This is a genomic window from Brevundimonas sp. R86498 (assembly GCF_044598075.1).
Taxonomy (GTDB): domain Bacteria; phylum Pseudomonadota; class Alphaproteobacteria; order Caulobacterales; family Caulobacteraceae; genus Brevundimonas.
Window position 1 is genome coordinate 59,740 of record NZ_CP139004.1, and the last position, 25,619, is coordinate 85,358.

At 67.2% G+C, this 25,619-nt stretch carries 28 protein-coding genes; 15 read left to right on the forward strand and 13 right to left on the reverse strand.

The annotated features are described in order from the left end of the window. Positions 1–79 precede the first annotated feature (79 nt). Together SJY26_RS00290 and SJY26_RS00295 are read left to right on the forward strand one after the other, a co-directional pair. Positions 80–1,042 (forward strand): MBL fold metallo-hydrolase, encoded by a 963-nt coding sequence (locus SJY26_RS00290; protein WP_396594185.1) that lies wholly within the window; start codon positions 80–82, stop codon positions 1,040–1,042. Positions 1,043–1,132: 90 nt separating this feature from the next. Then, positions 1,133–1,585 carry a DUF305 domain-containing protein gene (locus tag SJY26_RS00295; RefSeq protein WP_396594186.1) on the forward strand — a complete coding sequence of 151 codons (453 nt, stop codon included), beginning with the start codon at positions 1,133–1,135 and terminating at the stop codon, positions 1,583–1,585. Here the strand turns inward: SJY26_RS00295 and SJY26_RS00300 are convergent. The 8 genes from SJY26_RS00300 to SJY26_RS00335 all read right to left on the reverse strand — a co-directional run bounded on the left by SJY26_RS00300 (position 1,567) and on the right by SJY26_RS00335 (position 5,746). Next, entirely contained in the window at positions 1,567–2,391 is an 825-nt protein-coding gene (locus SJY26_RS00300) for a DUF5694 domain-containing protein (RefSeq protein WP_396594187.1), read from the reverse strand. The two genes, SJY26_RS00295 and SJY26_RS00300, sit on opposite strands and share 19 nt — an antisense overlap. Before the next feature lie 129 nt (positions 2,392–2,520). Continuing rightward, a complete protein-coding gene (locus tag SJY26_RS00305; protein ID WP_396594188.1) occupies positions 2,521–3,345 on the reverse strand; it encodes a YmdB family metallophosphoesterase in 825 nt (274 codons plus the stop codon). Next, on the reverse strand, positions 3,342–3,776 hold the full coding sequence (locus SJY26_RS00310; protein ID WP_396594189.1) for a PIN domain-containing protein: 435 nt from the start codon (positions 3,774–3,776) through the stop codon (positions 3,342–3,344). The genes SJY26_RS00305 and SJY26_RS00310 overlap by 4 nt, the downstream gene beginning before the upstream one ends. Continuing rightward, entirely contained in the window at positions 3,776–4,018 is a 243-nt protein-coding gene (gene vapB, locus SJY26_RS00315; RefSeq protein ID WP_396594190.1) for a type II toxin-antitoxin system VapB family antitoxin, read from the reverse strand. Before vapB ends, SJY26_RS00310 begins: the two co-directional genes overlap by 1 nt. 10 nt (positions 4,019–4,028) lie before the next feature. Further along, positions 4,029–4,604 carry a 5-formyltetrahydrofolate cyclo-ligase gene (locus SJY26_RS00320; RefSeq protein WP_396595678.1) on the reverse strand — a complete coding sequence of 192 codons (576 nt, stop codon included), beginning with the start codon at positions 4,602–4,604 and terminating at the stop codon, positions 4,029–4,031. Then, a complete protein-coding gene (locus SJY26_RS00325; RefSeq protein ID WP_396594191.1) occupies positions 4,601–4,822 on the reverse strand; it encodes a hypothetical protein in 222 nt (73 codons plus the stop codon). Before SJY26_RS00325 ends, SJY26_RS00320 begins: the two co-directional genes overlap by 4 nt. 310 nt (positions 4,823–5,132) lie before the next feature. Next, on the reverse strand, positions 5,133–5,468 hold the full coding sequence (locus tag SJY26_RS00330) for a cell division protein ZapA (RefSeq protein ID WP_396594192.1): 336 nt from the start codon (positions 5,466–5,468) through the stop codon (positions 5,133–5,135). Then, positions 5,468–5,746 carry a hypothetical protein gene (locus tag SJY26_RS00335; protein ID WP_396594193.1) on the reverse strand — a complete coding sequence of 93 codons (279 nt, stop codon included), beginning with the start codon at positions 5,744–5,746 and terminating at the stop codon, positions 5,468–5,470. The genes SJY26_RS00330 and SJY26_RS00335 overlap by 1 nt, the downstream gene beginning before the upstream one ends. A 136-nt stretch (positions 5,747–5,882) precedes the next feature. Between SJY26_RS00335 and tkt the strand changes: the two genes are divergently transcribed. Genes tkt through purT form a run of 4 tightly spaced genes read left to right on the forward strand, consistent with a single transcriptional unit; the run spans position 5,883 to position 10,410 of the window. Further along, positions 5,883–7,832 carry a transketolase gene (gene tkt / locus SJY26_RS00340; RefSeq protein WP_396595679.1) on the forward strand — a complete coding sequence of 650 codons (1,950 nt, stop codon included), beginning with the start codon at positions 5,883–5,885 and terminating at the stop codon, positions 7,830–7,832. A gap of 51 nt (positions 7,833–7,883) precedes the next feature. Next, a complete protein-coding gene (locus SJY26_RS00345; RefSeq protein ID WP_396594194.1) occupies positions 7,884–8,357 on the forward strand; it encodes a group II truncated hemoglobin in 474 nt (157 codons plus the stop codon). Next, on the forward strand, positions 8,357–9,199 hold the full coding sequence (locus SJY26_RS00350) for an alpha/beta hydrolase (protein WP_396594195.1): 843 nt from the start codon (positions 8,357–8,359) through the stop codon (positions 9,197–9,199). The genes SJY26_RS00345 and SJY26_RS00350 overlap by 1 nt, the downstream gene beginning before the upstream one ends. 17 nt (positions 9,200–9,216) lie before the next feature. Further along, complete coding sequence (gene purT / locus SJY26_RS00355) at positions 9,217–10,410, forward strand: formate-dependent phosphoribosylglycinamide formyltransferase (protein WP_396594196.1); 1,194 nt, start codon at positions 9,217–9,219, stop codon at positions 10,408–10,410. Here purT and SJY26_RS00360 read toward each other — a convergent pair. Together SJY26_RS00360 and SJY26_RS00365 are read right to left on the reverse strand one after the other, a co-directional pair. Next, positions 10,400–11,695 (reverse strand): S41 family peptidase, encoded by a 1,296-nt coding sequence (locus tag SJY26_RS00360; RefSeq protein WP_396594197.1) that lies wholly within the window; start codon positions 11,693–11,695, stop codon positions 10,400–10,402. The genes purT and SJY26_RS00360 overlap by 11 nt on opposite strands. A gap of 70 nt (positions 11,696–11,765) precedes the next feature. After that, positions 11,766–12,389, reverse strand: coding sequence for a hypothetical protein (locus SJY26_RS00365; protein WP_396594198.1), 624 nt, complete (start codon positions 12,387–12,389; stop codon positions 11,766–11,768). A 125-nt stretch (positions 12,390–12,514) separates the two neighbouring features. On the opposite strand from SJY26_RS00365, the gene SJY26_RS00370 reads away from it, so the two are divergent. The 7 genes from SJY26_RS00370 to fba all read left to right on the forward strand — a co-directional run bounded on the left by SJY26_RS00370 (position 12,515) and on the right by fba (position 18,702). Further along, positions 12,515–13,237, forward strand: a complete 723-nt coding sequence (locus SJY26_RS00370; RefSeq protein WP_396594199.1) for a response regulator — start codon at positions 12,515–12,517, stop codon at positions 13,235–13,237. A 17-nt stretch (positions 13,238–13,254) separates the two neighbouring features. After that, the gene (locus tag SJY26_RS00375; protein ID WP_396594200.1) at positions 13,255–14,784 is read left to right on the forward strand and encodes an ATP-binding protein; all 1,530 of its coding nucleotides are present in this window, start codon (positions 13,255–13,257) and stop codon (positions 14,782–14,784) included. A 106-nt stretch (positions 14,785–14,890) separates the two neighbouring features. Then, positions 14,891–15,898 (forward strand): type I glyceraldehyde-3-phosphate dehydrogenase, encoded by a 1,008-nt coding sequence (gap, locus tag SJY26_RS00380; protein ID WP_396594201.1) that lies wholly within the window; start codon positions 14,891–14,893, stop codon positions 15,896–15,898. A gap of 45 nt (positions 15,899–15,943) precedes the next feature. Further along, entirely contained in the window at positions 15,944–17,140 is a 1,197-nt protein-coding gene (locus SJY26_RS00385; protein ID WP_396594202.1) for a phosphoglycerate kinase, read from the forward strand. Continuing rightward, positions 17,137–17,370, forward strand: coding sequence for a hypothetical protein (locus tag SJY26_RS00390; protein ID WP_396594203.1), 234 nt, complete (start codon positions 17,137–17,139; stop codon positions 17,368–17,370). The genes SJY26_RS00385 and SJY26_RS00390 overlap by 4 nt, the downstream gene beginning before the upstream one ends. A gap of 2 nt (positions 17,371–17,372) precedes the next feature. Further along, positions 17,373–17,531, forward strand: a complete 159-nt coding sequence (locus SJY26_RS00395; protein ID WP_396594204.1) for a hypothetical protein — start codon at positions 17,373–17,375, stop codon at positions 17,529–17,531. 85 nt (positions 17,532–17,616) lie between these two features. Further along, positions 17,617–18,702, forward strand: coding sequence for a class II fructose-bisphosphate aldolase (fba, locus tag SJY26_RS00400; protein WP_396594205.1), 1,086 nt, complete (start codon positions 17,617–17,619; stop codon positions 18,700–18,702). A gap of 54 nt (positions 18,703–18,756) precedes the next feature. Here the strand turns inward: fba and SJY26_RS00405 are convergent, their stop codons facing one another. Further along, positions 18,757–21,090 carry a TonB-dependent receptor gene (locus tag SJY26_RS00405; protein WP_396594206.1) on the reverse strand — a complete coding sequence of 778 codons (2,334 nt, stop codon included), beginning with the start codon at positions 21,088–21,090 and terminating at the stop codon, positions 18,757–18,759. Positions 21,091–21,192: 102 nt separating this feature from the next. Here SJY26_RS00405 and SJY26_RS00410 point away from each other — a divergent pair, with 102 nt between their 5' ends. Then, positions 21,193–22,257, forward strand: coding sequence for an RluA family pseudouridine synthase (locus tag SJY26_RS00410; protein ID WP_396594207.1), 1,065 nt, complete (start codon positions 21,193–21,195; stop codon positions 22,255–22,257). A gap of 233 nt (positions 22,258–22,490) precedes the next feature. Next, entirely contained in the window at positions 22,491–23,378 is an 888-nt protein-coding gene (gene rpoH, locus SJY26_RS00415; RefSeq protein ID WP_305637285.1) for an RNA polymerase sigma factor RpoH, read from the forward strand. Positions 23,379–23,400: 22 nt separating this feature from the next. Here the strand turns inward: rpoH and SJY26_RS00420 are convergent, their stop codons facing one another. Continuing rightward, positions 23,401–24,210 carry a two-component system response regulator gene (locus SJY26_RS00420; RefSeq protein ID WP_396594208.1) on the reverse strand — a complete coding sequence of 270 codons (810 nt, stop codon included), beginning with the start codon at positions 24,208–24,210 and terminating at the stop codon, positions 23,401–23,403. A 69-nt stretch (positions 24,211–24,279) separates the two neighbouring features. Continuing rightward, a complete protein-coding gene (locus tag SJY26_RS00425; RefSeq protein WP_396594209.1) occupies positions 24,280–25,575 on the reverse strand; it encodes an adenylosuccinate synthase in 1,296 nt (431 codons plus the stop codon). Positions 25,576–25,619: the final 44 nt, after the last annotated feature.

Consider the following 25,619-nt stretch of genomic DNA (forward strand, 5'->3'; position numbering starts at 1 on the left):
GCACCCTCAAGACAGCTCGATTGACAGTTATATTTTTATGTATTTCGATATGCGCCTGAAAGCAATACAGGACGTTCCGATGACGATCTCCAACTTCGCATACCGGATCCTCGCCGTCGCCTCGGCAGCGGCGGTCATCACGGTCGGCGGATGCGCCAGCCCGGCGACTGTGCATCCGGTCACAGTGTCCGATCTGGGCACGGCCTCGCGGACGGCCAGCCTGGAGGCGAGCCTGGCGCGGCCGGGGGTCGCAACGTTCAGGCGGGTCCGGTTCGCCGAATGGACCGGCGGCCGGGGCAGCTTCATCGACCGCAAGGACCCGCGAACCGCTGCGGTGCCGGAGGGGTCAGAACAGGCCGTGATCTATGCCTATGTCGTCGATCACCCGCGCTTTGGCCGCTTTCTGATCGACAGCGGGATCTCGGCAGACCTTGAGCCGAGACTGGGGTGGATCATGCGCCGGGGGGTGAAGGATCTGGCTGTCCGGATCGACCAGACCGCCGGCGGCTGGCTACATGGCGAGACACCGCCTCAAGCTGTCTTCCTGACGCATCTGCATTTCGATCATATCGGCGGCCTGATCGACCTGGATCACGCGACGCCCGTCTATCTGGGGCAGGGCGACGCCGCCGAGCGGAACTTCGTCAACTGGGTGCTGGGCCATCCGGCCGACTCGATCCTGGAGGGCTATGGCCCCTTGCGCGAATGGGCCTTCCGGTCGGACCCCGATGGCACCTTCGCGGGGGTCATCGACGTGTTCGGCGACGGGTCCGTCTGGGCCCTGCATGTGCCCGGCCACTCCCCGGGGTCGACCGCCTATCTGATCAACGCCGTGGACGGGCCGAAGCTGGTTGTCGGCGACGCGGTCCACACCCGACTGGGCTGGGAACAGGCCATGCCGCAACCTGTGGCCCCCGAGGCTCGGGCGGACGCCGAGGCCTCGGCCGCACGCCTGCGCCGCTTCGCCTCCGCTCACCCGGCTATCGAAGTCTTTCTCGGACACCAGTCGCGCGTGGGACAGGCCGAAGCGGATCTCCGCTGACCACCCCTGCGGCACCGTTCGGGGCAGACGGGCGAGGCGCCTTGGGGCAGTGTCGCGGACGTTGTTTCGCGTCCATCAAAGAGCCCGCCCATGACCGTTCACCGTCTTGCCGTTCTGGCCCTTTCATCCCTGCTGCTGGCGGCGTGCGACGGCGGCGGGGATCCGGTGGAGCAGGCGATGCGGGAGGCCTCGAGCCGCAACCAGGCGGCGACGGTCGAGGAAGGGACGGTGTCGGGACCGGACAGTCATGGGGCGGACCACGCTATGGCCGGGGACCAGGCCTTCGCCGCCTCGGAGGCGGAGATGCACCGGCTGATGGCTGCGGCCACGGGGGCAACGGTCGACGAGGCCTATATCGCCAAGATGATCGCCCATCACCAGGGGGCGGTGGCCATGGCCGAGGTGGCCCTGCGCGACAGCCGCGACCCGGAGGTGCGGCGGATGGCCGGGGCCGTGATCGCGGCCCAGACCCGCGAGATCGCCGAGATGCGTGCCTGGTCGCCGTCGCACGAAGCCGCCGCCGCTCACTCTGCCGGCAAATAATCGTCGGGCTCGATCAGGCGGAAGCCGGGCGTGGCCTCGACCATGTCGCGAAGCCAGGCCGAATGGCCGGCCCCGTAGACCACGACGATACGATCCCCCGGCTCGGCGACCTGTATCAGACGGGCGAAGATCTCGGCGTTGCGTGTGAACCAGCGCCCATTCAGGACCGCGCCGGGCTGGGCGTCACCCGCCCCGAACCGCATCAGGGCATAGTGGAAGGCCTTGTCTTTCGCAGCGGGCTCAGGCCCGTTCATGAATGCAAGGACCTGCCCGATGTCCTGGGTCCGCTGGCGGCGTTCAAGGTCTGCGACCATGGCTCCGATGGTGGCGCTCATAGCCGCCAGGGCGTCGGCCTGACCGTTTGTCTGCGCCCAGTTAGAGACGGCCCCGTAGGGGAAGTAGGTCGGCTCACCGTCCATCTCCTGTTCGTCGATCGCATAGACGCGGGACAGGCCCAGCCGATGGGCAAGACGGTAGCCGATCTGCACCCGCTCGTCGGCGTTGGTCCGCAGGGCGGCAGGCGAGAAGCCCGGAAAGGCCTGATCCAGCAGGGTCGCCTGATCCGTTGCCACACGTTCAACCGCAACGGCGGTGGGGCGAAATTGGGCGAGCGCCTCAGCCACGCCTTCAAGCTGGCGCTGCTTGTCAGGCGTCAGAACGGAGTCGATCCGGGCGTTGTGAACATCGCGTCCCGGATTGTCGAAGTGATAGGTCCCAAGGATCATGACGTCGACCGGTTCCGCCGTCTGGGCCACAGCAGCGGTCGGCAGGGCAAGCATCGCGAGGGCGGCAAGCAGTTTCAGCATTCTCTTCTCCTGACACGACTGTCGGGAGTCAGAGGCTGGCGGTCGATCGAACGGATGCAGCCCGCTGCATTACATCAAAGACAGGATTGGCTGCGCTCGGAGTGCAGGCAACGCCCGCTCGATCATGGCCTAGGCGGCAGCCGGGATATGCTGGCTGAGGCGGCCACCCACACGGATGGGCTCAACGCGGGTGGCGAGGCCCGTGCGGTCGTCGGTCTCGACATAGACGCCGCAGATGGTGGCCGGGCCGTGGGCGGGGACGTAGCGGCCGCCGGAAATGCGGGTGGTGAACCGCCGCAGAGGTTCTTCCTTCTCGTTGCCAATGACGGAGTCATAGTCGCAGCAGCCGCCGGCGTCGGTCTGATAAGCGGTGCCGCCGGGCAGGATCTGGGCGTCGGCCGTAGGGACGTGGGTGTGGGTGCCGACGACCAGCGAGACGCGGCCGTCGCAGAAATGGCCCATGGCCATCTTCTCCGAGGTCGCCTCTGCGTGCATGTCGACGATGATGGCGTCGGCGGCGACGCCCATCGGACAGGCGTTCAGTTCGCGGTCCACGGCGCTGAACGGATCGTCATTGGGGTCCATATGAATCCGGCCCAGCACGTTGGTGACCAACACGGTCTTGCCGGACGGCGTCTCGAACAGATTGGCTCCCGCGCCCGGCGCATCCATCAGGCGGGGATAGTTGGCCGGCCGGATCAGGCGCGGCTCGCGCACAATGTAGGTCAGGGCCTCGCGCTGGTCCCACGAGTGGTTGCCCAGCGTCAGGCAATCGGCCCCGGCCATGAACAGCTCTTTCGCCGTGTTCTCGGTAATGCCGAAACCGCCAGCGGCGTTCTCGGCATTGACCACGACGAAATCGAGCCCGAGCACGCGCTTCAGGCCGGGCAGGTGGTCGGACAGGCCATCGCGACCGGACTTGCCGATCACATCGCCGAAGAAGGCCAGTCTCATTTTGTCGTCTTCATGGTTGGGCCGGTCGGCCAGTCTTCACAACGCAGGCCTTCGACCCGCTCGAACTCTCGAAGGTTGCCGGTCACGACGATCAGACCGCGGCTGCGCGCATGGCCGGCGATCAGGATGTCGTTGCCGCCGATGAGCAGGCCCTTGCGTTGAAGGTCGGCCTTGATATCCGCCGCATGTTCCGCAGCCTCGGCGTCAAAATCCAGCACAGACATCCGGGCAAGGAGGCTGACCGCAAAGTCGCGCTCGCGCCGGGGATTGGCGGACATCGCCGCACCATGCAGCAACTCCGTGAGCACGACCGTCGAGGTCGCCAGACCATCGGCGTGGGCGTTCATCCGCTCCTCGAGCACGCCACCGATGAGCGGCCGATTTCTGATCAGACGGACACAGATATTGGTGTCGAGGCAATAGCGCAGCATCAGAGCCCGGCGATCGTGTCGTCGATCGGGTCGTCCGGCTCGACGATGTCCCCGGCGGGTCCCGCGAGGAAGTCGGACCAGACGGCATCTGCCGGAACCAGCACAAGACTGCGCCCCTCCCTGATGACGCGGAGCTCCTTCACGTGATCCGGAAACGCGGCCGCCTTTGGAAGGCGGACCGCCTGGGACCGGTTGGACGTGAAGACCGTGGCTTTCAGCGGCGGCTTGAAGGGGGCGTTCATCGCCCATCTCCTAGGGCGACGGCCGGGATATGTCAAAGGGATAGGGTCGATAGCCAGCTTCGGTCAGTACGCCGTGCAGGCGGATGTCATGCGCCTCGACCGGCAACCGGTCGACCCTTTGTCCGGCGAAGGCCAGGCCGATCCGGATCGCGGTGGGCCGCACCGCGAAGGTCCGGTCATAGTAGCCGCCCCCCTGCCCCAGCCGGCCGCCGAAATCGTCGAAGGCAAGCAGGGGCGTGATGACCAGGTCCGGGTCGACGATCTCCGCCAGCGGCAGCGGCGCGGGGCAGCCCGCGGTGTCTGGCTCCAGCGGGTCCCCTGGCGACCAGCGACGGAAGATCATGGGGGTGTCGCGCTCGAGGACCACCGGGAGACAAAGGTCGCGACCGGCTGCGACGAGGGCGCGGGCGAGAGAGGCTGGATCCAGTTCGGAACCCACGGCGCGATAGACGGCGATGACCCGTCCGGGCGGGAGATCCGCGGCCTGCGCGGCGGCCTTGTCGGCCGCGTCCGGGATGGTTTGACTCAGCCGTTTTCGGATCGCGCGGGCTTCGGCGCGCAGGCTGACCTTATCAGGGGGTGTCAGAACGGCGTCCTGGCCTCAGGATCATAGGTCCGGTTCACGAGGACCAGAAAAACCGCGAAGACGGCCAGGGCCGAGAGCCAGCCGAGAAGCGCGCCTTCGAACCAGGTCAGCGCGCCGATGAACACGATTGCAAAGACCACCGTGGCCAGCACGCCTTCCCAACTGGCGGGCGAGACCCCCCAGCCGAAACGTCTTGGACCAAACCAGCCGTACTTCATGGGGTGCTCCTGAAAGACCTGATGATCCTATGCTCGCCTGAACGCGCGCTCAAGCAGAAGTCGCCGGGCCGACCGGTAGCACTGAGATAAGGAGTGAGGTTGGCGGCGCCATGAGAGCCGTGAAGGACGGTTTAAATCCTCTCGAGCCTGGGTAGCCAGGTGGGCTCCGTGTACCCGACCCCACGAGGTCAGACAGGGACAGATCCCTTCGAGTGAATTAAGGCCGCGAGGATGTGTTGCCTTCGACGTGAGCCACAGCTGACCCGCCGCCAAACAAGATAGGCGTGATGGGGCCGGGCGGCAATGGCGGCTAGAGGCCCTGGGCGATCTTCTCGATCCGGGCGGCGACGGCGTTCAGGGCCTCGGCCACACCGGGTTCAGCCGGGGAGGGAGACATGGCACCCGCCGGAGCCGACAGGGCGGTGGCTCCAGACCCGTTCGTCATGCGCACTTCATGGAGCTCGTCGGCCAGAACTAGCGCGGCCATGAGGAACAGACGGATGTCGCCGACATGGCCGACGTCGGCCGCGACCTGGCGCACATGGGTGTCGAACTGTTTGGCCAGGATGCGGACGCGCTCCTCCTGACCATCAGCACAGCCGACGGCATAGGGACGGCCGTTGATCTCCACCGTGACCGTGGCCATCAGGTGGTTCCGTCCGGTTCAGGGTCTTCGCCCGCCAGGACCTCGCGGATCGCCCCGGCCGCCGCAGCCAGGGCCGCCGAGGCCTCGTGACCGGCCGCTTCGAGCGCGGCGATGCGCGCCGCGTCTGCTGCGGCACCGGGTGCGGGGATGGCGAACAGGTCATCGTCCGCCACAGCCTGCGAAGAGGCCGGGCGTGCCTTCAACGCCTTCACCTTGCTTTCCAGCAGAGTGAGGGCCCGGTCGATCCTGTCGCGTGCGGCAGTCGTGGCATCGGCCATCGTTTCCTCCAGATTTCGTATAGAACCCGCCGGGACGGCGCGGTAAAGCGGCGCCGCCCGCCTTTTCCGCCCCCAGACGAAAGATTTGCCCGTGGCCGCCGCCCAGACCGAGACCGACAAAGCCACGCCGCGCCAGATGGCGGACGCCATCCGTGTGCTGGCCATGGACGGGGTGGAGAAGGCCAACAGCGGCCACCCCGGCATGCCGATGGGCATGGCCGACGTGGCGACGGTGCTGTTCTCGAAGTTTCTGAAGTTCGACGCCAGCCGCCCGGACTGGGTCGATCGGGACCGGTTCATCCTGTCGGCGGGCCACGGCTCCATGCTGATCTATGCCTTGCTGCACCTGACCGGCTACAAGGCGGCGACCACCGAACAGCTGTCGAACTTCCGCCAGTGGGGGTCGAAAACCGCAGGCCATCCCGAATACGGCCATATGCCGGGCGTCGAGACCACGACCGGGCCACTGGGTCAGGGGCTGGCCAATGCCGTCGGTTTCGCCATGGCCGAGCGGCATCTGGCGGCCAAGTACGGCAAGGATCTCGTTGACCACCGCACCTGGGTCATCGCGGGAGACGGCTGCCTGATGGAAGGCGTCTCGCAGGAGGCGATCGCCCTGGCCGGCCGTTATCAGCTGAACCGGCTGACGGTCCTGTGGGACGACAATGCCATCACCATCGACGGAGCGGTCAGCCTGTCGGACGCCACCGACCAGAAGGCACGCTTCAAGGCCGCCGGCTGGGCGGTCAAGGCCGTCGACGGTCACGACATGAAGGCGGTGAAGGCGGCGTTGCAGTGGGCCACCAGACAGGATCGGCCGACCCTGATTGCCTGCAAGACGAAGATCGGGCGGGGGGCCGCCACGATGGAAGGCAGCCACAAGACGCACGGGGCGGCGCTCGGGGCCGCCGAGATCGCCGCGACCCGGCTTGGGCTGTCGTGGACGCATGAGCCCTTCCAGCTGCCCGAGGCCGTCGAGAAAGCGTGGCGGAAGGTCGGCAAGCGGGGCGCGAAGGACCGTAAGGCCTGGGAGGCTCGGCTTGCGGCTTCAGCCCAGGCAGGTGAGTTCACCCGCGCCATGGCTGGCGACCTGCCGGAACGGGCCTTCGACGCCCTGAACGCCGGCATCGCCCGGCTGATCGAGGACAAGCCCGCCCAGGCCACGCGCCAGGCCTCGGGCGCGGCGCTGGAGACCCTGTTCGGCGCTGTGCCGGAAATGGTCGGCGGCTCGGCCGACCTGACCGGATCGAACAACACCCTGGTCAAGGGCACCCCGGTGTTTGACGCCCCGACCTATGAGGGTCGCTACGTCAACTGGGGCATCCGCGAGCATGGCATGGCCGCGGCCATGAACGGCATGGCCCTGCATGGCGGCGTCATCCCCTACGGCGGCACCTTCATGGTGTTCTCGGACTACAGCCGGCCCTCGATCCGTCTGGCGGCCCTGATGGGCATCCGGGTGATCCACGTCCTGACCCACGATTCGATCGGTCTGGGCGAGGATGGGCCCACCCACCAGCCGGTCGAGCATCTGGCGGCGCTGCGGGCCATTCCGAACCTGATGGTGTTCCGCCCGGCCGATACGGTCGAGGCGTTTGAGTGCTGGTCTCTGGCGCTGCAAAACAAGACGACGCCGTCGGCCATGGCCCTGTCGCGCCAGAAGACCGCCGCCGTTCGCCTGACCGCCTCGGACGAGAACCTGTCGGCGCGCGGTGCCTATGAGCTGAAGGCGGCTTCGGGCGAGGCGAAGGTCACCCTGTTTGCCACGGGCACGGAGGTGCCCCTGGCGCTCAAGGCGGCGGAAACGCTGGAGGCCGAGGGCACGCCGACGCGGGTCGTGTCCGTGCCGTGCTTCGAGCTGTTCGAGCAGCAGGACGCCGCCTACCAGGCCTCGGTTCTGGGGCGTGGCACGGTGCGGATCGCGGTCGAGGCCGCGATCCAGCAGGGCTGGGAGCGGTTCATCGGCGAGGACGGGGCCTTCATCGGCATGAGCGGCTTCGGGGCCTCCGCGCCAGCCGAGGTCCTGTACCGCGAGTTCGGCATCACGGCCGAAGCGATCGTGGCGGCGGCCAGGGCGCGGCTCTGATCTTGCGGTGCCGGTTGGCCGCCTCCAACTGGTTGGACAGGGGGATCGATCATGCCAGACACGCCGAGCCTGTATGACTGGGTCGGAGGCCGCGAGGCGCTTCTGGGCCTGACGACGGAATTCTATCGGCGGGTCGCGCTGGACCCGGTTCTGGCTCCGGTCTTCGGCCATATGGATCCGGAGCACCCCGCCCACGTGGCTGACTTCATCGGCGAGGTGCTGGGCGGACCGACGCTGTACGACCCCTCGGGGCATGGCCATGTGCGGATGATCGGTCATCACCTGAACCGGCATCTCACCGAGGCCCAGCGGCGACGCTGGTTCGACCTGCTGCTCGATACCGCCGATGCCGTGGGCATGGCCGACGACGCCGAGTTCCGCTCGGCCTTCGTTGGCTATCTGGAGTGGGGCTCGAGGCTGGCCGTGATCAACTCCCAACCCGGGGTCGAACTGCCGCCGTCGTCTCCCATGCCGAAATGGACCTGGGGCGCGCCCGGCGGTCCCTACATTCCGGGCACCGCCTGATGCGAAACCTCGCGGCCCTCATCGGGCTCATGCTGCTGTTCGGGACGGCCACGCCAACCGCAGCCCAGACGGTGCCCGAGCCCACGCCGATCGTCATCGGCCAGTCCTGGGCCCTGCCCTCCCTCATCATGGGTGGGCCACGCGAGATCAATGTCTGGCTTCCCCCGGGCTATGGTGAAGGCGGCCAGACCTATCCTGTGCTCTATCTGCTGGACGGCGGGACCACCTGGCAGGACTTCCACCATATCTCCGGTCTGGCCCAACTGGGCTCGGTCAATGGCACGACGCGGGATGTGATCGTGGTCGGCATCGCCTCGCTGGACCGACGCAACGAACTGGCCCTGCCGACCGAGGATCCCGAGCTGATCGCCCGCTATCCGACGCAGGGCGATTCCGCGCGGTTCCGGCGGTTCGTCGCCGAGGAGGTCCTGCCTTTCATCGAAGCCCGCTTCCGCACCAGCGGGGAGACGGCCTTGATGGGGGAGTCGCTGGCCGGCCTGTTCGTGGTCGAGACCTTCCTCAAGGAACCCCAGATGTTCGACGCCTATGTCGCCGTCAGCCCCAGCCTGTGGTGGGATGGCGGGCAGCTGGCGCGACAGTCGGGTGCTTACCTGCGCGACCATTCGAACGATGCCCGCACCCTGATCCTCACGGTTGGCGATGAGGGCGCGGAGGCGCAGGCGCTGATGGGGACCCTGACCGGCCACCTGCGGGACCACGCCCTGCCCGGCCTGACCTGGAGCTTCCAGCCGCGACCCGACGAAACCCATGCCACCATCTATCATGGGGCCGCACTGGACGCCTTCCGGCAGCTGTACGCCGCACCCCCGCCCGCAGACTGACCCCCGGAGACAGACCCATGAAACTCGGTACCCCCCTGTCGGACAGCGCCGTCCGCGTCATGCTTCTCGGTGCCGGGGAACTGGGCAAGGAACTGGCCATCGAACTGCAGCGGCTGGGCGTCGAGGTCATCGCCGTCGATCGCTATCCCAATGCGCCCGCCATGCAGGTCGCCCACCGCAGCCACGTCATCCCGATGACAGACCCCCAGTTGCTGAACGGGGTCATCCTGGCCGAGGCCCCGCACATCATCGTGCCGGAAATCGAGGCCATCGCCACCGAGGTCCTGGCCCAGATCGAGGCGGCCGGTCTGGCCATAGTGATCCCCACGGCGCGGGCGACCCAGCTGACCATGAACCGCGAGGGCATCCGGCGACTGGCGGCCGAGGAGCTGGGCTTACCGACCAGTCCCTATGCCTTTGCGGGATCCGCAGCGGAGCTGGCGGAGGCGGCCGACCGCATCGGCCTGCCGGTCTTCATCAAGCCGGTGATGTCGTCCTCCGGCAAGGGCCAGTCGATGATCGACGCCCTCGAGGACGCCACCAACGCCTGGACCCATGCCCAGTCCTCGGGCCGGGTGGAGACATCCCGGGTCATCGTTGAGGGACGGATCGACTTCGATTTCGAGATCACCCTTCTGACCGTCCGTTCGATGCGGGACGGCGTCGTGGTGACCGACTTCTGCGCCCCGATCGGCCACCGGCAGGTCAAGGGCGACTATGTCGAGAGCTGGCAGCCCCAGGCGATGAGCCCGGCCGCCCTGACGGCGGCGCAGGAGATCGGGCGCAAGGTCACCGAGGCCTTGGGCGGGCTTGGCGTGTTCGGGGTCGAGCTGTTCGTCAGGGGCGATCAGGTCTGGTTCTCGGAAGTCTCGCCCCGGCCCCACGATACCGGTCTGGTGACCCTGGCGACCCAGACCCAGAGCGAGTTCGCCCTGCATGCCCGCGCCATTCTGGGGCTGCCGGTCGATGTCAGCCAGCGCGACATCGGGGCCAGCGCGGTCATCTATGGGGGGATCGACGCCGTCGGGATCGCCTTCGAGGGGGTGGCCGAAGCCCTGACCGTGCCGACGGCCGATCTGCGCCTGTTCGGCAAGCCCGAGAGTTTCGAGCGCCGGCGCATGGGGGTGGCTGTGGCACGGGGCGACACGACCGATCAGGCCCGCGAGCGGGCCACCCTGGCCGCCAGCCGGGTCCGACCGGTCAAAGGCTAGGCCGGGCCTCGGCCGCCCGGGCACGTTGCGCCGATGGTTCCAGTGCCAGGGCCGCCACTGCGGCGTCCAGCGCCGGATCCCGGCCAGTCCGGCGATCTTCGGGGGTCCGGACCACCACCAGGTCAGGCGTGACCCCGCGCTTCTCCAGCCGCACGCCGCCCGCCGTGACGTAGTCGGCCCGGCTGAGGGTCAGCCGACCTCCGTCCGGGAGGGGGCTGTCCTGGGAGATCAGGACCGACCCGGCCGTCGGCTCCCCCACCACGAGCGCCCGTCCCGCCTCCTGCAGGGCGGCCGGCGTCAGCTCGGCGGCACTGCGGCTGGAACCGTCGACCAGCAGGGCGACATCATTCGGGATCGGGCCCGACAGACTGCCACAGCCGGGCATGATGCTGAGGGCGACCGGCCGGCCAGCGCGTGAGATGCGGGTGGCCCACTCCTGTTGCGCCGGCAGGAAGCAGGACAGGGCCGCGTCCGCCTCCAGCAACAGGCCGCCAGGATTGCCGCGCAGGTCAAGGATCACATCGGTCCCGGCCGGGATCGCGGCCAGACGCTCGCCCAGCCAGCGCCCCAGCCCGCGCTCGAAGGCCTCGATCCGGAGCACGACCACGCCGGGGCGTGAGGTGTCCGCGCTGAAGGCGGGAACTGGATCCATGACGCGCGGCGTCACGGAGACCTGGCGAGCCATGCCGGCGCTGTCGGTCAGGTCGAGCCGCAGGGTTTGGCCATCCTCGACGTCGAAATCCACACCCCAGGACTGGCCGTCCACGGCCTGGAGCACCCAGCCCGGCTCAACACCGGCCGCCTCGGCCGGGGACGACGACCGGACGGACTCGATCCGCCAGAGATCCCCGTCCTGCCGGACGAGCGTCACTCCCATGACAGCCCGTCGCGTCCGGGCCGTGTCCTGACGGCGAACCGCAGCAGGGGACGCCGCTCCGGCGTGATCGTCATCCAGCAGGTCCAGCATGGCGCTGAGCTCGCGATACAGGGCTCGGTCGTCGGGGGCGGCGATCGCCCGGGGCCGGAAGGTCTGACGCGCCTCGCGCCAGTCCACGCCCTGCAGGTCCGGGTCGTAATAGCTGCGCCGGACCGTGTCCCAGACGGCGTCGAAGACGCGGGCATTCATGCGGACGCGCTCGCGGGAGGGGGGCGATATGTCGCCTGCGGCCACCGGGGCCTCGTCCGCCCGGACCTGCGATGGCGCGGTCGCCGCCATCGTCAGACAGGCGGCGACCGCGAGCCCGGCAGCGAGGCGGTACAGGGCGGGGCGGAGCATCACAGTCATCGCGCCAGCCTAGACCGGGGCGGACGCCGGGCTCAAGCGACGATGCCGGCCCCGGGGCCTGCGGACGGACTCAGCGCGCGGCGGGTGGCGGCGGAGGCGTATCCGACACATTCTCATCTCCGGACAGCGCGCCATCTGCGTCCTTGTCCAGCCTGCGGAAGACATCGCGCAAGGTAGCCAGAAACTCGGCTTCGGAGACCTTGCCGTCCCGGTCCGCATCCAGACCGCGATGACCCTCGGGGCCGCCCATGCGATGGATTTCGACCCGGGGGCGTCCGGGCCCGTCCCGGCCCGGTCCGTCTTCGCCGCCGTGACGGAACATGAAGACCCGTCCGTCGCCGGCAGGACCACCGGCCCCCCTTCCGTCCAGCCGCATGACGTGCACGCCCGGTCCGTTGAGGTCGGGTCCGGAAGCCGCGGCGAGTTCAGCGCGTGTCAGGCGTCCGTCGCGGTCGGTGTCGAGACGGTCGAAGGCCGCTCCGGTCGGGGCGACGAACTCATCGCGCGTCACGATCCCGTCCCCGTCGGGATCCAGTCGGCCGGGCCCCTCGGGGCGGCCGATCATGATCACCCGGACATCAGAGGGACTGTCGGCGCCAAGGGCATCGGCCAGTCCGGCCTGAAGGGCGTCCCGGTCCTGAAGGCCGGACGGCAGGGCAAGGACTGCCACCAGGGCAATGGAAGCGATGGACATGCTGATCTCCGGCAGGTTTCGATCACGCCTTGGACCATGGCCGCCTGTCCGGTGGATTTCAGGGGTCTGCAGAATTGTTTCAACGCTGAAATGACCCGGCCCACCGGACGGGGCATGAAGGGATGATGAGCCAGCCGACCGCCCGCATCCTCGTCGTCGACGATGACCCCGGCATCCGGGAGGTGCTGTGCGACTATCTGGGTCAGCACGGTTACGAGACGCGCGCGGCCGCGTCGGCCGTCGAGATGGACCGGGCCCTCGCCGCAGGGCGGACCGATCTGATCGTTCTGGACCTGATGATGCCCGGCGAGGACGGTTTGTCGATTGTACGCCGGCTGTCGGGGACGCCTCCTGTGGTGATGCTGTCGGCCATGGGCGAGGAGACCGACCGGATCGTCGGGCTGGAACTGGGGGCCGACGATTACCTGGCCAAGCCGTGTAATCCGCGCGAGCTGCTGGCCCGCATCCGCGCCGTCCTGCGGCGGCCGCGCGAGGACGAGGGGCCGGCCGGGGCCGCCCTGACATTCGAGGGCTGGCGGCTGGATCTGCTGCGCCGCGAACTGGTCCGGCCAGACGGTGGCGTGGTGCCCCTGTCGACCGGGGAGTTCAGCCTGATGCATGTCTTTACTGAACGGCCGGGCCGGATCCTGACGCGCGACCAGTTGCTGGAGGCGGCGCGGGGGACGGAGGCCGACGTGTTCGACCGGGCCATGGACGTCCAGATCAGCCGGCTGCGGAAGAAGCTGGACGACGGCTCCGGACGGGAGCTGATCGTCACCATTCGCGGGGCGGGCTATCGCTTCGATGCCAAGGTGCGGCGGGCAGACCCATCGGGCAGCCGATCATGACAAAGCGTCGGACTTCCATGCCCGTCGTCGTTCAGGTCGCCCTGCTGGCGCTGTTCTCGGTCGTGGCGTCCCAGCTGGTGCTGTTTACCGTGGTTCTGACCGCGCCCCCGCCACAGCCTGCGGGATTCAGCGTCCGCGCGGCGGCCGATGCCTTGATGGGCAGGCCTGCGGAAACCTCCGATGGCCGTCCGCTGCGTCGCCGCCTGTCGCCGCAGCCGGGGCTGGCGACGCAGTCTCCGGATCCTCTGGCGGCGGCAATCCGTTTCGCCGTCGCCCAGCGCCTTCAACGCCCCCAGACCGCCGTGCGGGTCCAGCTGGCCACGGAGCCCCTTCGTCGGCCCTTCGGTGGCGGGTGGAGGCGCGAAGAGGAGGGGCAGCCCCCGCCCATGCCCGGAGATCCCGAGGCCCCCATTCGCTTCACCCTCCCCGCCCAGACCGGCGCAGAGGGACAGGCCCCGGACCCGCAGGCGGTCGCCGATGCTCTGGGCGAGGCGCTGGCCCGTCGCCAGTCGCTGGAAGGACCACCGGGCCCCACGCCGGATGTGACGGTGCAGATGCTTCGGCCGGCCGACCGGCAGATCCGCTTCACCGTCCTTGCCGACCGGCTGACCTTTGCGCCCTTTTCCGCCTCGGTGCGGCTGGAAGATGGACAGTGGGCGACCGTGGAACCGCCGCGCGGCTGGATCGACCCCTGGCAGGCGCGGCTGCTGATGGCCCTCGGGATCACGGCCCTGCTGCTGACCCCGGTGGTCTGGCTGATGGCACGGCGACTGACCCGCCCGATCCGGGCCTTTGCGCAGGCGGCCGAGCGACTGGGGGCCGATCCGGACGCCGAACCGCTGGTTCCGTCCGGGCCGACGGAGGTCCGCACCGCCATCGCGGCCTTCAACGACATGCAGGCCGCCATCCGCCAGCATATGCGCCAGCGAACCCAGACGATCGCCGCCATCGCCCACGATCTCCGCACACCCCTGACCCGACTGCGGTTCCGGGCGGAACAGGCTCCGGACGGCCTGCGCGACCGCATGGCGAGTGATGTTGAGGAGATGGATGCCCTGATCGGTCAGGCCCTGGCCTTTGCGCGGGGCGAGACCCGGGCCGAGCGCCGCGAACCGCTGGACCTGTCAAAGCTGGCGGCCGACTGCGTCGCAGGCTTTGAGGAAACCGGGGCGGCCGTCACCATCGAGGGTGACGACAATGCGCTGCCAGTGGAGGGCGATCCCGCCGGCCTGCGCCGTGCGGTCTCGAACCTCATCGACAATGCCCTGAAGTTCGCCGGGAGCGCTCAGATCGCGGCTCTCCGCCAGGACGATCTGGCCGTCATCACCGTCTCCGATGCCGGGTCCGGTCTGGCCGTGGAGGAGCTGGAGGCGGTGTTCGAGCCCTTCTATCGCGGCGAGCGGTCCCGCAACCGGCAGACCGGGGGTGCCGGGCTGGGGCTGGCCGTCGCGCGACAGGCTGCGCGGGCTGCGGGGGGTGATGTGACGCTGTCGAACCGCGCCGGGGGCGGGCTGGAGGCCCGGCTGACCCTTCCGCTGACGCGCTGAGCCGTTACACGGTCTTTCGCCTTGTGATCGCGGCCGGGGTTGATCCCCGGGCCTGCCGGTTCCATTGAAGCGCCAACGAAAAACACCGCTTCAGGAGACACCGCCCATGACCGTCCGCGTCGCCATCAATGGTTTCGGCCGCATCGGCCGCCTTGTGCTCCGGTCCATCGTCGAGCACGGCCGTCGCGACATCGAGGTGGTGGCGATCAATGACCTGGGCCCGGTGTCCACCAACGCCCACCTGCTGAAGTACGACAGCGTCCACGGCCGCTTCCCCGGCACCATCGAGCACGGCGACGACTGGATCGATGTCGGCCTGGGCAAGATCAAGGTCACGGCCGAGCGCGACCCGGCGAACCTGCCGCACGCCGAGCTGAAGGTCGACATCGCCTTCGAATGCACCGGCATCTTCACCTCGAAGGACAAGGCGTCGGCCCACCTGAAGGCCGGAGCGAAGCGGGTGCTGGTCTCGGCTCCGGCCGACGGGGCGGACAAGACCATCGTCTACAAGGTCAACCACGACACCCTGACCGCCGAGGACATCATCGTCTCCAACGGCAGTTGCACCACCAACGCCCTGGCCCCCGTCGCCAAGGTGCTGCACGACCTGTTCGGGATCGAGCGCGGCTATATGACGACGATCCACTCCTACACCGGCGACCAGCCGACGCTGGATACGATGCACAAGGATCTGTATCGGGGCCGCGCCGCCGCCCTGTCGATGATCCCGACCTCGACCGGGGCCGCGAAGGCGCTGGGGCTGGTGCTGCCGGCGCTGAAGGGCAAGCTGGACGGATCCTCGATCCGCGTCCCGACCCCGAACGTCTCGGTCGTCGACCTGAAGGTCGTCGCCGGCCGCGAGGTCACGGTCGAGGAGATCAATGCCGCGCTTCAGGCCGCCGCTGACGGGCCGATGAAGGGCGTGCTGGCGGTCACCGACGAGGCCCTGGTCTCCACCGACCTGAACCACATCGCCGCCTCGTCCACCGCCGCCCTGCCCCAGACCCAGGTCGTCGACGGCAAACTGGCCCGCGTCCTGACTTGGTACGACAATGAGTGGGGCTTTGCCACGCGGATGGCGGACACGGCGCTGGTGATGGCGAAGTTGATGTAGAGAGAGGCTCCCTCTCCCATAGGGAGAGGGAACTGGAGATACGCAATGACCTTCCGCACCCTCGACGACGCCCCCTCCCTCGCCGGCAAGACCGCCCTCGTCCGCGTCGACTTCAACGTCCCGATGGAGGCCGGCAAGGTGAGTGACGACACCCGCCTGCGCGTCGCCATCCCGACCATCAACAAGCTGCGCGACGCTGGCGCGAAGGTGGCCCTGCTGGCCCATTTCGACCGGCCGAAAGGCAAGGCCGTGCCGTCCATGAGCCTGCAGCCGGTGGTCGATGATCTGGAGCATCTGCTGGGCGCGCCGGTGCGGTTCGCGACAGACTGCGTGGGCGAGGAGGCGAAGGCGGCCATCAACGACCTCGACGCGGGCGGGGTGATCCTGCTGGAAAACGTCCGCTTCCACGCGGGAGAGGAAGCCAATGATCCGGCCTTTGCCCGGCAACTGGCCGACCTCGGCGACCTCTATGTCAACGACGCCTTCTCCGCCGCCCACCGCGCCCACGCCTCGACCGAGGGCCTCGCCCGTTTGCTGCCGGCCTACGCCGGGGAGTCGATGCGCCGCGAGCTGGACGCCCTCGACGCCGCCCTCGGCAATCCGAAGACGCCGGTCATCGGCATCGTCGGCGGGGCCAAGGTCTCGACCAAGCTGGACCTGCTGAAGAACCTCGTCGGCAAGCTGGACCGGCTCGCCATCGGCGGGGGCATGGCCAACACCTTCCTGTTCGCCCAGGGGATCGACATCGGCGGCTCCCTCGCGGAGCGGGACATGGCCGACACGGCGCTGGCGATCATCGCCGAAGCGAAATCGAAGGGCTGCGAGATCCTCCTGCCCGTCGACTTCGTGGTCGCTACCGAGGTCAGGCCTGGCGCGGCCAGCCGCCCGGTCATGGCCGGGCAGCCTCTGGCGGCCGACGACAAGATCCTGGACGCCGGCCCCGCCACCGTCGCCCGGCTGGTCGAGGCCCTGACCGCCTCCAAGACCCTGATCTGGAACGGCCCGCTGGGCGTGTTCGAGGTCCCGCCCTTCGACACCGCCACGGTCGCCGTCGCCCATCACACCGCGGCTCTGGCCAAGGCCGGGGTTCTGGTCGCGGTCGGCGGGGGCGGTGACACGGTCTCGGCCCTGCATCATGCGGGCGTGGTCGGCGACATGACCTTCGTCAGCACCGCCGGTGGGGCCTTCCTTGAGTGGATGGAGGGCAAGCCCCTTCCGGGAGTGGAAGCGCTACGCCAATGAGCGAACCGTTCGAGCCGCGTCAGTTTGGCAAGGCGGCTCGAAACGAGCAGCGCAAGCTGCTGGCGACAACGCTGAACACGATCGGTCTCGCGGTCTTTGGCATCGGCTTCGTCACGCCGGTCCTCAGTGCGGCCGACGATGGCTCAACCCTGTCATTTCTGGGCGTTTGGACTATATTTGGTCTGGCGCATCTCGTCGCGCAGAGAGTGCTCCGGGACCTGGAGGAATGATCATGGCGATCGATCCAATCTGGCTGCCGCACATCGCGGGGATAATCGGCGGCGGCACGATCACGGCCATCTGGCTATGGCTGGCGCGCGGCTGGAAGAAGGACATGGCACGCGAGCAGGCCATCCGCGACGAATGGCGTCGAACTCACCCCGCCGAATAGCCCGGCTTTCGCCTGTAACACGGCGTGACTTGAGGCCCTCCGGTCGTTAAACCGGCAAAAAACCAGACCTCAGGAGCCACTCCCCATGGCGCGCATCACGCTGCGACAGCTTCTCGACCATGCGGCCGAGAACGATTATGGCCTGCCGGCCTACAACATCAACAATATGGAACAGGGCCTCGCGATCATGGAGGCGGCGGACGCGGTTAACGCGCCCGTGATCATCCAGGCCAGCCGCGGGGCCCGGTCCTATGCCAATGACATCGTTCTGGCCCGGCTGATCGACGCCTTGGCCGAACTGTATCCGCACATCCCGGTCTGCATGCACCAGGACCACGGCAACGGGCCGGCGACCTGCGCCACCGCCATCCAGTACGGCTTCACCTCGGTCATGATGGACGGCAGCCTGAAGGAAGACGCCAAGACCCCGGCCGACTACGACTACAACGTCGATGTCACCCGCCGCGTGGTCGAGATGGCCCATGCCTGCGGCGTCTCGGTCGAGGGCGAACTGGGCGTGCTGGGCTCGCTGGAAACCGGCATGGGCGAGGCCGAGGACGGCCACGGATTCGAAGGCGTTCTGGATCACGCCGCCCTGCTGACCGATCCCGATCAGGCCGTCGATTTCGTCAGCCAGACCAAGGTGGATGCCCTGGCCATCGCCATGGGCACCAGCCACGGGGCCTACAAGTTCAGCCGCAAGCCGGACGGCGAGGTGCTGGCCATGCATGTGATCGAGGAGATCCATCGTCGCCTGCCGGACACCCATCTGGTGATGCACGGCTCCTCGTCGGTGCCGCAGGACCTTCAGGACATCATCAACCAGTACGGCGGTGAGATGCCCCAGACCTGGGGTGTGCCGGTCGAGGAAATCCAGCGCGGCATCAAACACGGCGTGCGCAAGATCAATATCGACACCGACAACCGCATGGCCATGACCGGCGCGGTGCGAAAGCTGCTGGCCGAGAAGCCCGGCGAGTTCGATCCCCGCGCCTGGATGAAGCCGGCCAAGGAGGCCATGCGCAAACTGTGTCAGGAGCGCTTCCAGCAGTTCGGCTGCGAGGGCCAGGCCTCGTCGATCCGTCCGATGTCCACCGCCCAGATGGCGAAACGCTACGCCACCGGTGACCTGGATCCCGTGTACGGCCGCCCCATGAAGGCGGCGTCCTGATACGAAAAAAGGGCCGCGCCTTGCGGCGCGGCCCCTTCGTGTCCGGATCTCGGCCTAGTAGCGGACGGAGAAGCCGACGCCGTAGTAGCGCGGCTCACCCGCGATGAAGGTGGCGATACCGAAGCTGTCGCCCGTATTGCCGGCGTCCTTGATGTATTCTTCCTCCAGCAGGTTCGAACCGAAGGCTTCCACCTGCCAGTTGGCGTTGTCCGGCGCATAGCTGAGCCGCAGGTTCAGCAGGCCGTAGCTGTCCTGGAACTCGTCCACGATCCGGTCGGTGGTCTGCAGATCGGTGCGGTCGTTGTTGTTGTCGAAGAACACCTTCGACTGCCAGGTCCAGGTCGGGACGGCAGCGAACTCACCGCCCAGGGCCCGGGCCGTGAAACGACCGCCGACGGCATAGGAATGGTCCGGCGACAGGCGGAAGCTGTTCCCGGCAAAGATCCCGATGTCGAACCGCGAGTGGTTGTAGGCATAGTTGCCGAACAGTTCGACGTGCTGCGACGGCTTCCAGCTGGCCTGACCCTCGAAGCCGTAGGACGAGGCCTCGCCGGCATTGATCGGCACGATCTGGCCCGCATCGTTTCGGATGCTGGTCTGGAAATTCTCATAGCTGTAGTCGTAGTACGAGCCGTCGAGCGACAGGGTACGGCCGAAGAACTCGCCCTTGGCCCCGATCTCGAAGCTCTCCACCTCTTCGGACGGTAGCTCGCTGAACCGGACGGCACCGCCCGGTGCGGTCGGTCCGCTGACACCCAGAACCTTGGGCCGGCGACCCGTGGCCCAGGATGCAAAGACGTTGACCGCGTCCGTGAGTTCGAACCGGCCGACCGCCCGGTAGGTGACGCCATCGTCCTCGATCGACGAGAACTGGCCGCCCGGCACAGTCGGCTGGATGATCAGGCCGCGGCCGACCGGCGACGCCCCGCTGCCAAGCACCGACCGCCCGTTGTCGAGGGTCGCGGAATAGCCCGAGGTCTTGTCCTCGCTGGTGAACCGCACGCCTGCCGTCAGCTCCAGTCGATCGGTCACGGCCCAGGTGGCGTCCGCGAACACGTCCAGCGCCTTGGTCTCGCCGAAGTTGGTGAACGTCTCGGTGTGATTGGTCTTGAGCACCGCAAGATCAGGAATGCTGTTGATCAGGGTCAAGGAAAGACCGTTCGGACGCGGCAGGCCGCCGGCCGTGTTCAGGAGGGCGAAGGCACGTTCATTGACCCGCAGCGGCACGCGCTGCGATCCGTCTTCCCAGAAATAGCTGACGCCGGCAAAACCTGTGATCGCGCCACCGTTGTCGAAGTTCAGTCTCAGTTCCTGGCTGGCCATGTCGCCCTTGGCGTCTTCCGCGAAGACAAACACCGGCAGGGAGAAGCCGTCGGGATCGAAGACCTCCGTGCCGTTGAAGCTACGGAAGGCGCTGACCGACGACAGGGAAAGGGCGTCGCTGATCTCGATTTCGACCAGGCTGGTGACGCCGAACACTTCACGGTCGAGGCCGAGCGGCTGGTCATTTTCGAAGCCAGGTGCCGAGCTCAGGGCGGCACCCGTGTTCCGGCCCAGGTCACCCAGCACCGCGCCGGTGTTGGGATCGGTCGGCAAGAAGCTGAGGGACTTGAACGACGTGCCGCTCGGATCGTCGAACTGCACATTGACGATAAGGTCAGCGGTCATCCGCGCGTTGGGCTGGGCCCGCAGGGCGGCGCGGAAGGCGCGGGTGTCCGTCGAGTTGAAGTCCTCGCCACCCAGCAGGTTTTCGACAAATCCTTCCCGCGACTTGACCCGTCCCGACAGACGCAGGGCCAGACCGTCCGCGAGCGGCAGGTTCAGCGCACCGCCGACCATGTAGTATTCATAGTTGCCGACCTCGGCCTCGGCGAAGGCGCTAAAATCGTCCAGGACCGCCTTGTTCTGGACGACGTTCACCGCCCCGATCAGGGCACCCCGTCCGTAGAGGGTCGACTGCGGACCCTTGGCGATCTCGATCCGCTCGTTGTCGAACAGTTCGATATAGGAGCCCCGCGAGCGGGAGATCGAAACGCCATCCTGGAAAACCGAGACGCGTGGCTCGGTCGTGGCCTCACCGGAGTCCGACGTGATGCCGCGAACGACGAAGCCCGGGTTGTTGGGAGACTGGTTCTGGACCTCGAAGCCCGGAACGAACAGCGAGAGCTCCTCGAACTCCTGCACGCCGATGGTCTGGAGGAACTCGCCAGTGTAGGCCGTCAGGGCAATCGGCACATCCACCGCCGACTGCTGTCGCTTCTGGGCCGTGACGATGACGTCGTCCAGCGCCGAGACGGCGTCCTGGGCGACGACCGGCGTGGCCGCAGCGGAAATGGCGGCGACGCTCACGGCGGCGAGCAGACTTTGATTCAGGCTTAGCTTCGACATGGCTGATGATTCCCCCGGCCCCGGTGTAGGCTGCAGGACGCTCCGATATGGCCGAGCTATGTCGCGGCCACGACACGGACATGAATGCAAGGCCAAGGCTTGATGTCAGATTCAGCGACGGATGATCCCGACACGGAAGAGGCGGAAATTGTCGCCATCCAGGTGGGGGCTGATCAGGCGGGGCTCAGGCTGGACAAGGCGCTGACGATGGGAACCGCGACGCTCATTGCCGTTCCGGAGCGCACAGCAGCGGATGTGCCGCAAGAGGTGCCAATTTTGTCACGTGGCCGGATTCAGGCGCTGCTGGCCGGTGGTGCCGTCACTCTTGACGGGAGGCCCGTCACCGACGGATCCAGTCGGGCAGCGGCCGGTCTTTATCATGTGCTGCTGCCCGCCCTGATCAAGGCGACACCCCGACCGGAGGCTTTACCGCTCGTTGTCCTGTACGAGGATGCAGAGCTGATTGTCATCGAAAAGCCGGCAGGCATGGCCGCGCATCCGGCACCCGGGAATGAGACGGGAACACTCGTCAACGCCCTGCTGCATCATTGCGGCGCATCGCTTTCGGGAATCGGCGGGGTGGCCAGACCCGGGATCGTTCACCGTCTGGACAAGGACACATCGGGGGTCATGGTCGCCGCCAAGACCGACCGGGCCCATGCCGGCCTGTCGAAACTGTTCGCGGCCCACGACATCGAGCGCACATACATCGCCCTGACACGCGGCGCACCTGCGCCCGGTTCAGGACGGATTGAGACCGGCATTGGCCGGTCATCAGCCGATCGGAAGAAGATGGCCGTGCTTAAGGCGGGCGGACGCAACGCGATCACGGACTATGTGGTCGAAGCCCGCTACGGCGTGCCGGCGAAAGCGGGTGCCGCGCCGCTGGCCGCCCGCGTCTCGTGTACGCTCCATACGGGTCGCACCCATCAGATCCGGGTCCACATGGCCTTCAAAGGCAGCCCTATCCTAGGCGACGCCGTCTATGGCTCGGGCAGCCCGGCCGCCTCGGTCCGGGCGGCGATGCTGGCGGCTGGACTGAACCGGCAGGCCCTTCATGCCTCCGTGCTGGGCTTCATTCATCCAGTCTCATACGAACCGCTTCGGTTTGAAACCGAGTTGCCGGCAGACATGGCCGGGCTGGAAGCTGTGCTGACCAGTCTCTGACGGGGTTTAACCGCCTTCACCACACTCAGTCTTGAAAGAGGACTGACTGTTTGCTAGAAGGACGATTGAAACGGCCCGTGGCGCCGGGGTCACGGTCACGCATCTGTGTGACGATCCGCCTCTGACAAAGACGGCAACCCATCGCTACTTGTCCGGTTGAGGGGTGAGGAGACGGCGCACATTCGGTGGCCGGCTGCGCTGAACCTGCTCTTATCTAGGTTCGGAGGGACCAAATGGCTGCACTGAAATCACTCGCGGTGATGTCGCCTGAACAGGGACTGTCGCGATACCTGACGGAAATCCGCAAATTTCCGATGCTGACCAAGGACGAGGAGTTCATGCTCGCCAAGCGCTGGACCGAGCATCAGGATTCTGAAAGCGCCCACCGCTTGGTCACGTCCCACCTTCGTCTCGTGGCCAAGATCGCCATGGGCTATCGAGGCTATGGCCTGCCTATCGGCGAGGTGATTTCCGAAGGCAACGTTGGCCTGATGCAGGCCGTCAAGAAGTTTGATCCGGACAAGGGTTTCCGCCTGGCGACCTACGCCATGTGGTGGATCCGCGCCTCGATCCAGGAATATATCCTGCGCAGTTGGTCGCTCGTGAAGATGGGTACCACCGCCGCGCAGAAGAAGTTGTTCTTCAACCTGCGTAAGGCCAAGAGCCAGATCTCTGCCTTTGAGGAAGGCGATCTGCGTCCGGAGCATCTCGCTGCCATTGCCACCAAGCTGGGCGTGTCCGAGGAGGAGGTTACCAATATGAACCGCCGTTTAGGCGGGGATGCCTCACTCAATGCACCGCTTCGCGTCGATGGCGAGAGCGAGTGGCAGGACTGGCTGTCCGACGACAACGCCGTGTCCCAGGAAACTGCGCTTGCGGATTCCGAGGAAAAGTCGATCCGCATGAGCCTTCTGGAAGAGGCAATGGGCGAACTGACTGAGCGCGAGAAGCATATTCTCACCGAGCGCCGCCTCAAGGACGATCCGGTCACGCTGGAAGAGCTGGCGGGACAGTATGGCGTCTCGCGCGAGCGGGTGCGTCAGATCGAGGTGCGCGCCTTCGAAAAGCTTCAGAAGGCCATGCGCGCCGCCGCCGAGGAACGGAACCTCGTGGACGCCTGAGTGGTGGTGCGGCCCAGGCGGCCTATCCCGCCCGTTGCACCAAGGTTCCGGTGTCGGCCAGTGAAAGAAGGGCAGCGACGGGACTGGCAAGGCGCGCCTTGTCGGTCCCGCCGGACGCGAGAATGCCTTCCAGTCCCCCGACCGCAGTCGCCAGTCTCGCATCTGCCGATTTCAGCGCCAGCCCCTTCAGGGTCACCGCCTGCTGTGAGATCGCCCGAACAGCCTGAACCGGATCGCTGTCAAACTGGGCAATCGATGCGGCCAGAATTCGCATGGCCTGGTCCTTGACGGCCAGGGACGCCTCGGCCGCATTGGCGGGCTTGTCGGCTTTTCGTTTCTGGGGGCCGGCATACTCACCCGAGTTAAAGCGACGCCGGTCGGGCCCGACGTAGCCGACGGCTTCAATCCAGTCGCGCGGCTTCAGCGCAACATTCTGGACGCGCCGGAACAGGTCGGCGGACGTGAAGGGTTTGCGCAGGAACTCATGGATACCGGCGTCTCGCGCTCCCTTGATGGAAGAGGCCGTCGCATCAGCCGTCACCATGATGATCGGGGCATCACGACACGACATGTTCGATCGACGGATCTTGCGCGCCAGTTGCTCTCCGTCCAGACGAGGGCCAGACCGTTCGGTGAAGATCAGGCCGGGCTCCAGCTCACGTGCGTGGTCGAGCGCCCTATGCTCGTCGGCCTCAATGATGAACTCACGTGAACCGATGCTTTTGAGAATGTCCTGAAGCATGCGCGCCGACGCAAGGGTCGGATCCGCGATCAGCACGCGGCGAACCGCAGGCTCGATCCGGCTCAGGGTCTTTGTGTCAGCTGTGAACACGCGGGCGCTCCAAAGGCGACCCATCCTTACCCGAGTGTCCGTTAAGACGGGGTTGAACCGGCCGTTGTCTCAGCCCTGGAACGGGTCGCGCATCAGGATGGTGTCTTCGCGCTCCGGGCTGGTCGAGAGCATCGCCACCGGTGCCCCGATCAGCTCCTCGATCCGGCGTACATATTTGATCGCGTTCGCATTCAGATCCTTGAAGCTGCGCGCGCCCGCCGTGGTCTCGCTCCAGCCTTCGAGCTCCTCGAACACCGGCTCGGCCGCCGCCTGGGCGTTCAGGCTGGAGGGCAGATAGTCGAGGATCTCACCCCCCACCCGGTAGCCGACGCAGATCTTCAGTGTGTCCAGCCCATCCAGCACGTCCAGCTTGGTCAGGGCGATTCCGTCGATGCCGTTGATCGCCACCGACTGGCGCACCAGCACGGCGTCGAACCAGCCACAGCGCCGCGCCCGCCCGGTGTTGACCCCCACTTCGCGCCCGACGGTAGCCAGGTGCCGCCCGACCTCATCGTTCAGTTCACAAGCAAAGGGCCCCTCGCCGACCCGGGTGGTGTAGGCCTTGACGATCCCCAGCACATAGCCGACGCCGCGCGGCCCGATCCCGGAGCCCGCCGCTGCCTGCCCGGCTACGGTGTTGGACGATGTCACATAGGGATAGGTGCCGTGGTCCACGTCCAGGAAGGCCCCCTGGGCCCCCTCGAACAGCACCCGCTTGCCCGCCTTCTGCGCCCGGTCCAGCACCCGCCACGCCGGCTTCACATAGGGCAGTATCCTGGGCGCGATTGCCAGTAGCTGCGCCAGCAGCGCCTCCGGATCGATAGGATCCAGCCCCAGCCCCGCCCGCAGAGGGTCATGGTGCGATCGTAGTCGCTCGATCTTGACGGTCAGGTCTTCGGCATTGGCCAGGTCGCAGACCCGGATCGCGCGCCGCCCGACCTTGTCCTCATAGGCCGGCCCGATGCCCCGGCCCGTGGTACCGATCTTGGCCCCCGGCGCGCTGGCCGCTGCCTCGCGCGCCACGTCCAGAGCCGGATGGATGGGCAGGATCAGACAGGCATTGTCGGCAATGGTCAGGATATCGGGGTTGATAGAGACACCCTGCGCCTCGATCTTCTCGATCTCCCCGACCAGGTGCCAGGGATCGACCACGACGCCGTTGCCGATGATCGAGGGTTTGCCCTGCACCACGCCCGACGGCAGCAGCGCCAGCTTGTAGACCTTGCCATCGACGACCAGGGTGTGGCCGGCGTTGTGGCCGCCCTGGAACCGCACGACCATGTCGGCGCGGTTGGACAGCCAGTCGACGATCTTGCCCTTGCCCTCGTCACCCCACTGGGCTCCGACCACCGCCACGTTTGCCAAAATATAGTCTCCGCCTGATGCGGGGAGGGCTATAGCGGGGGAAT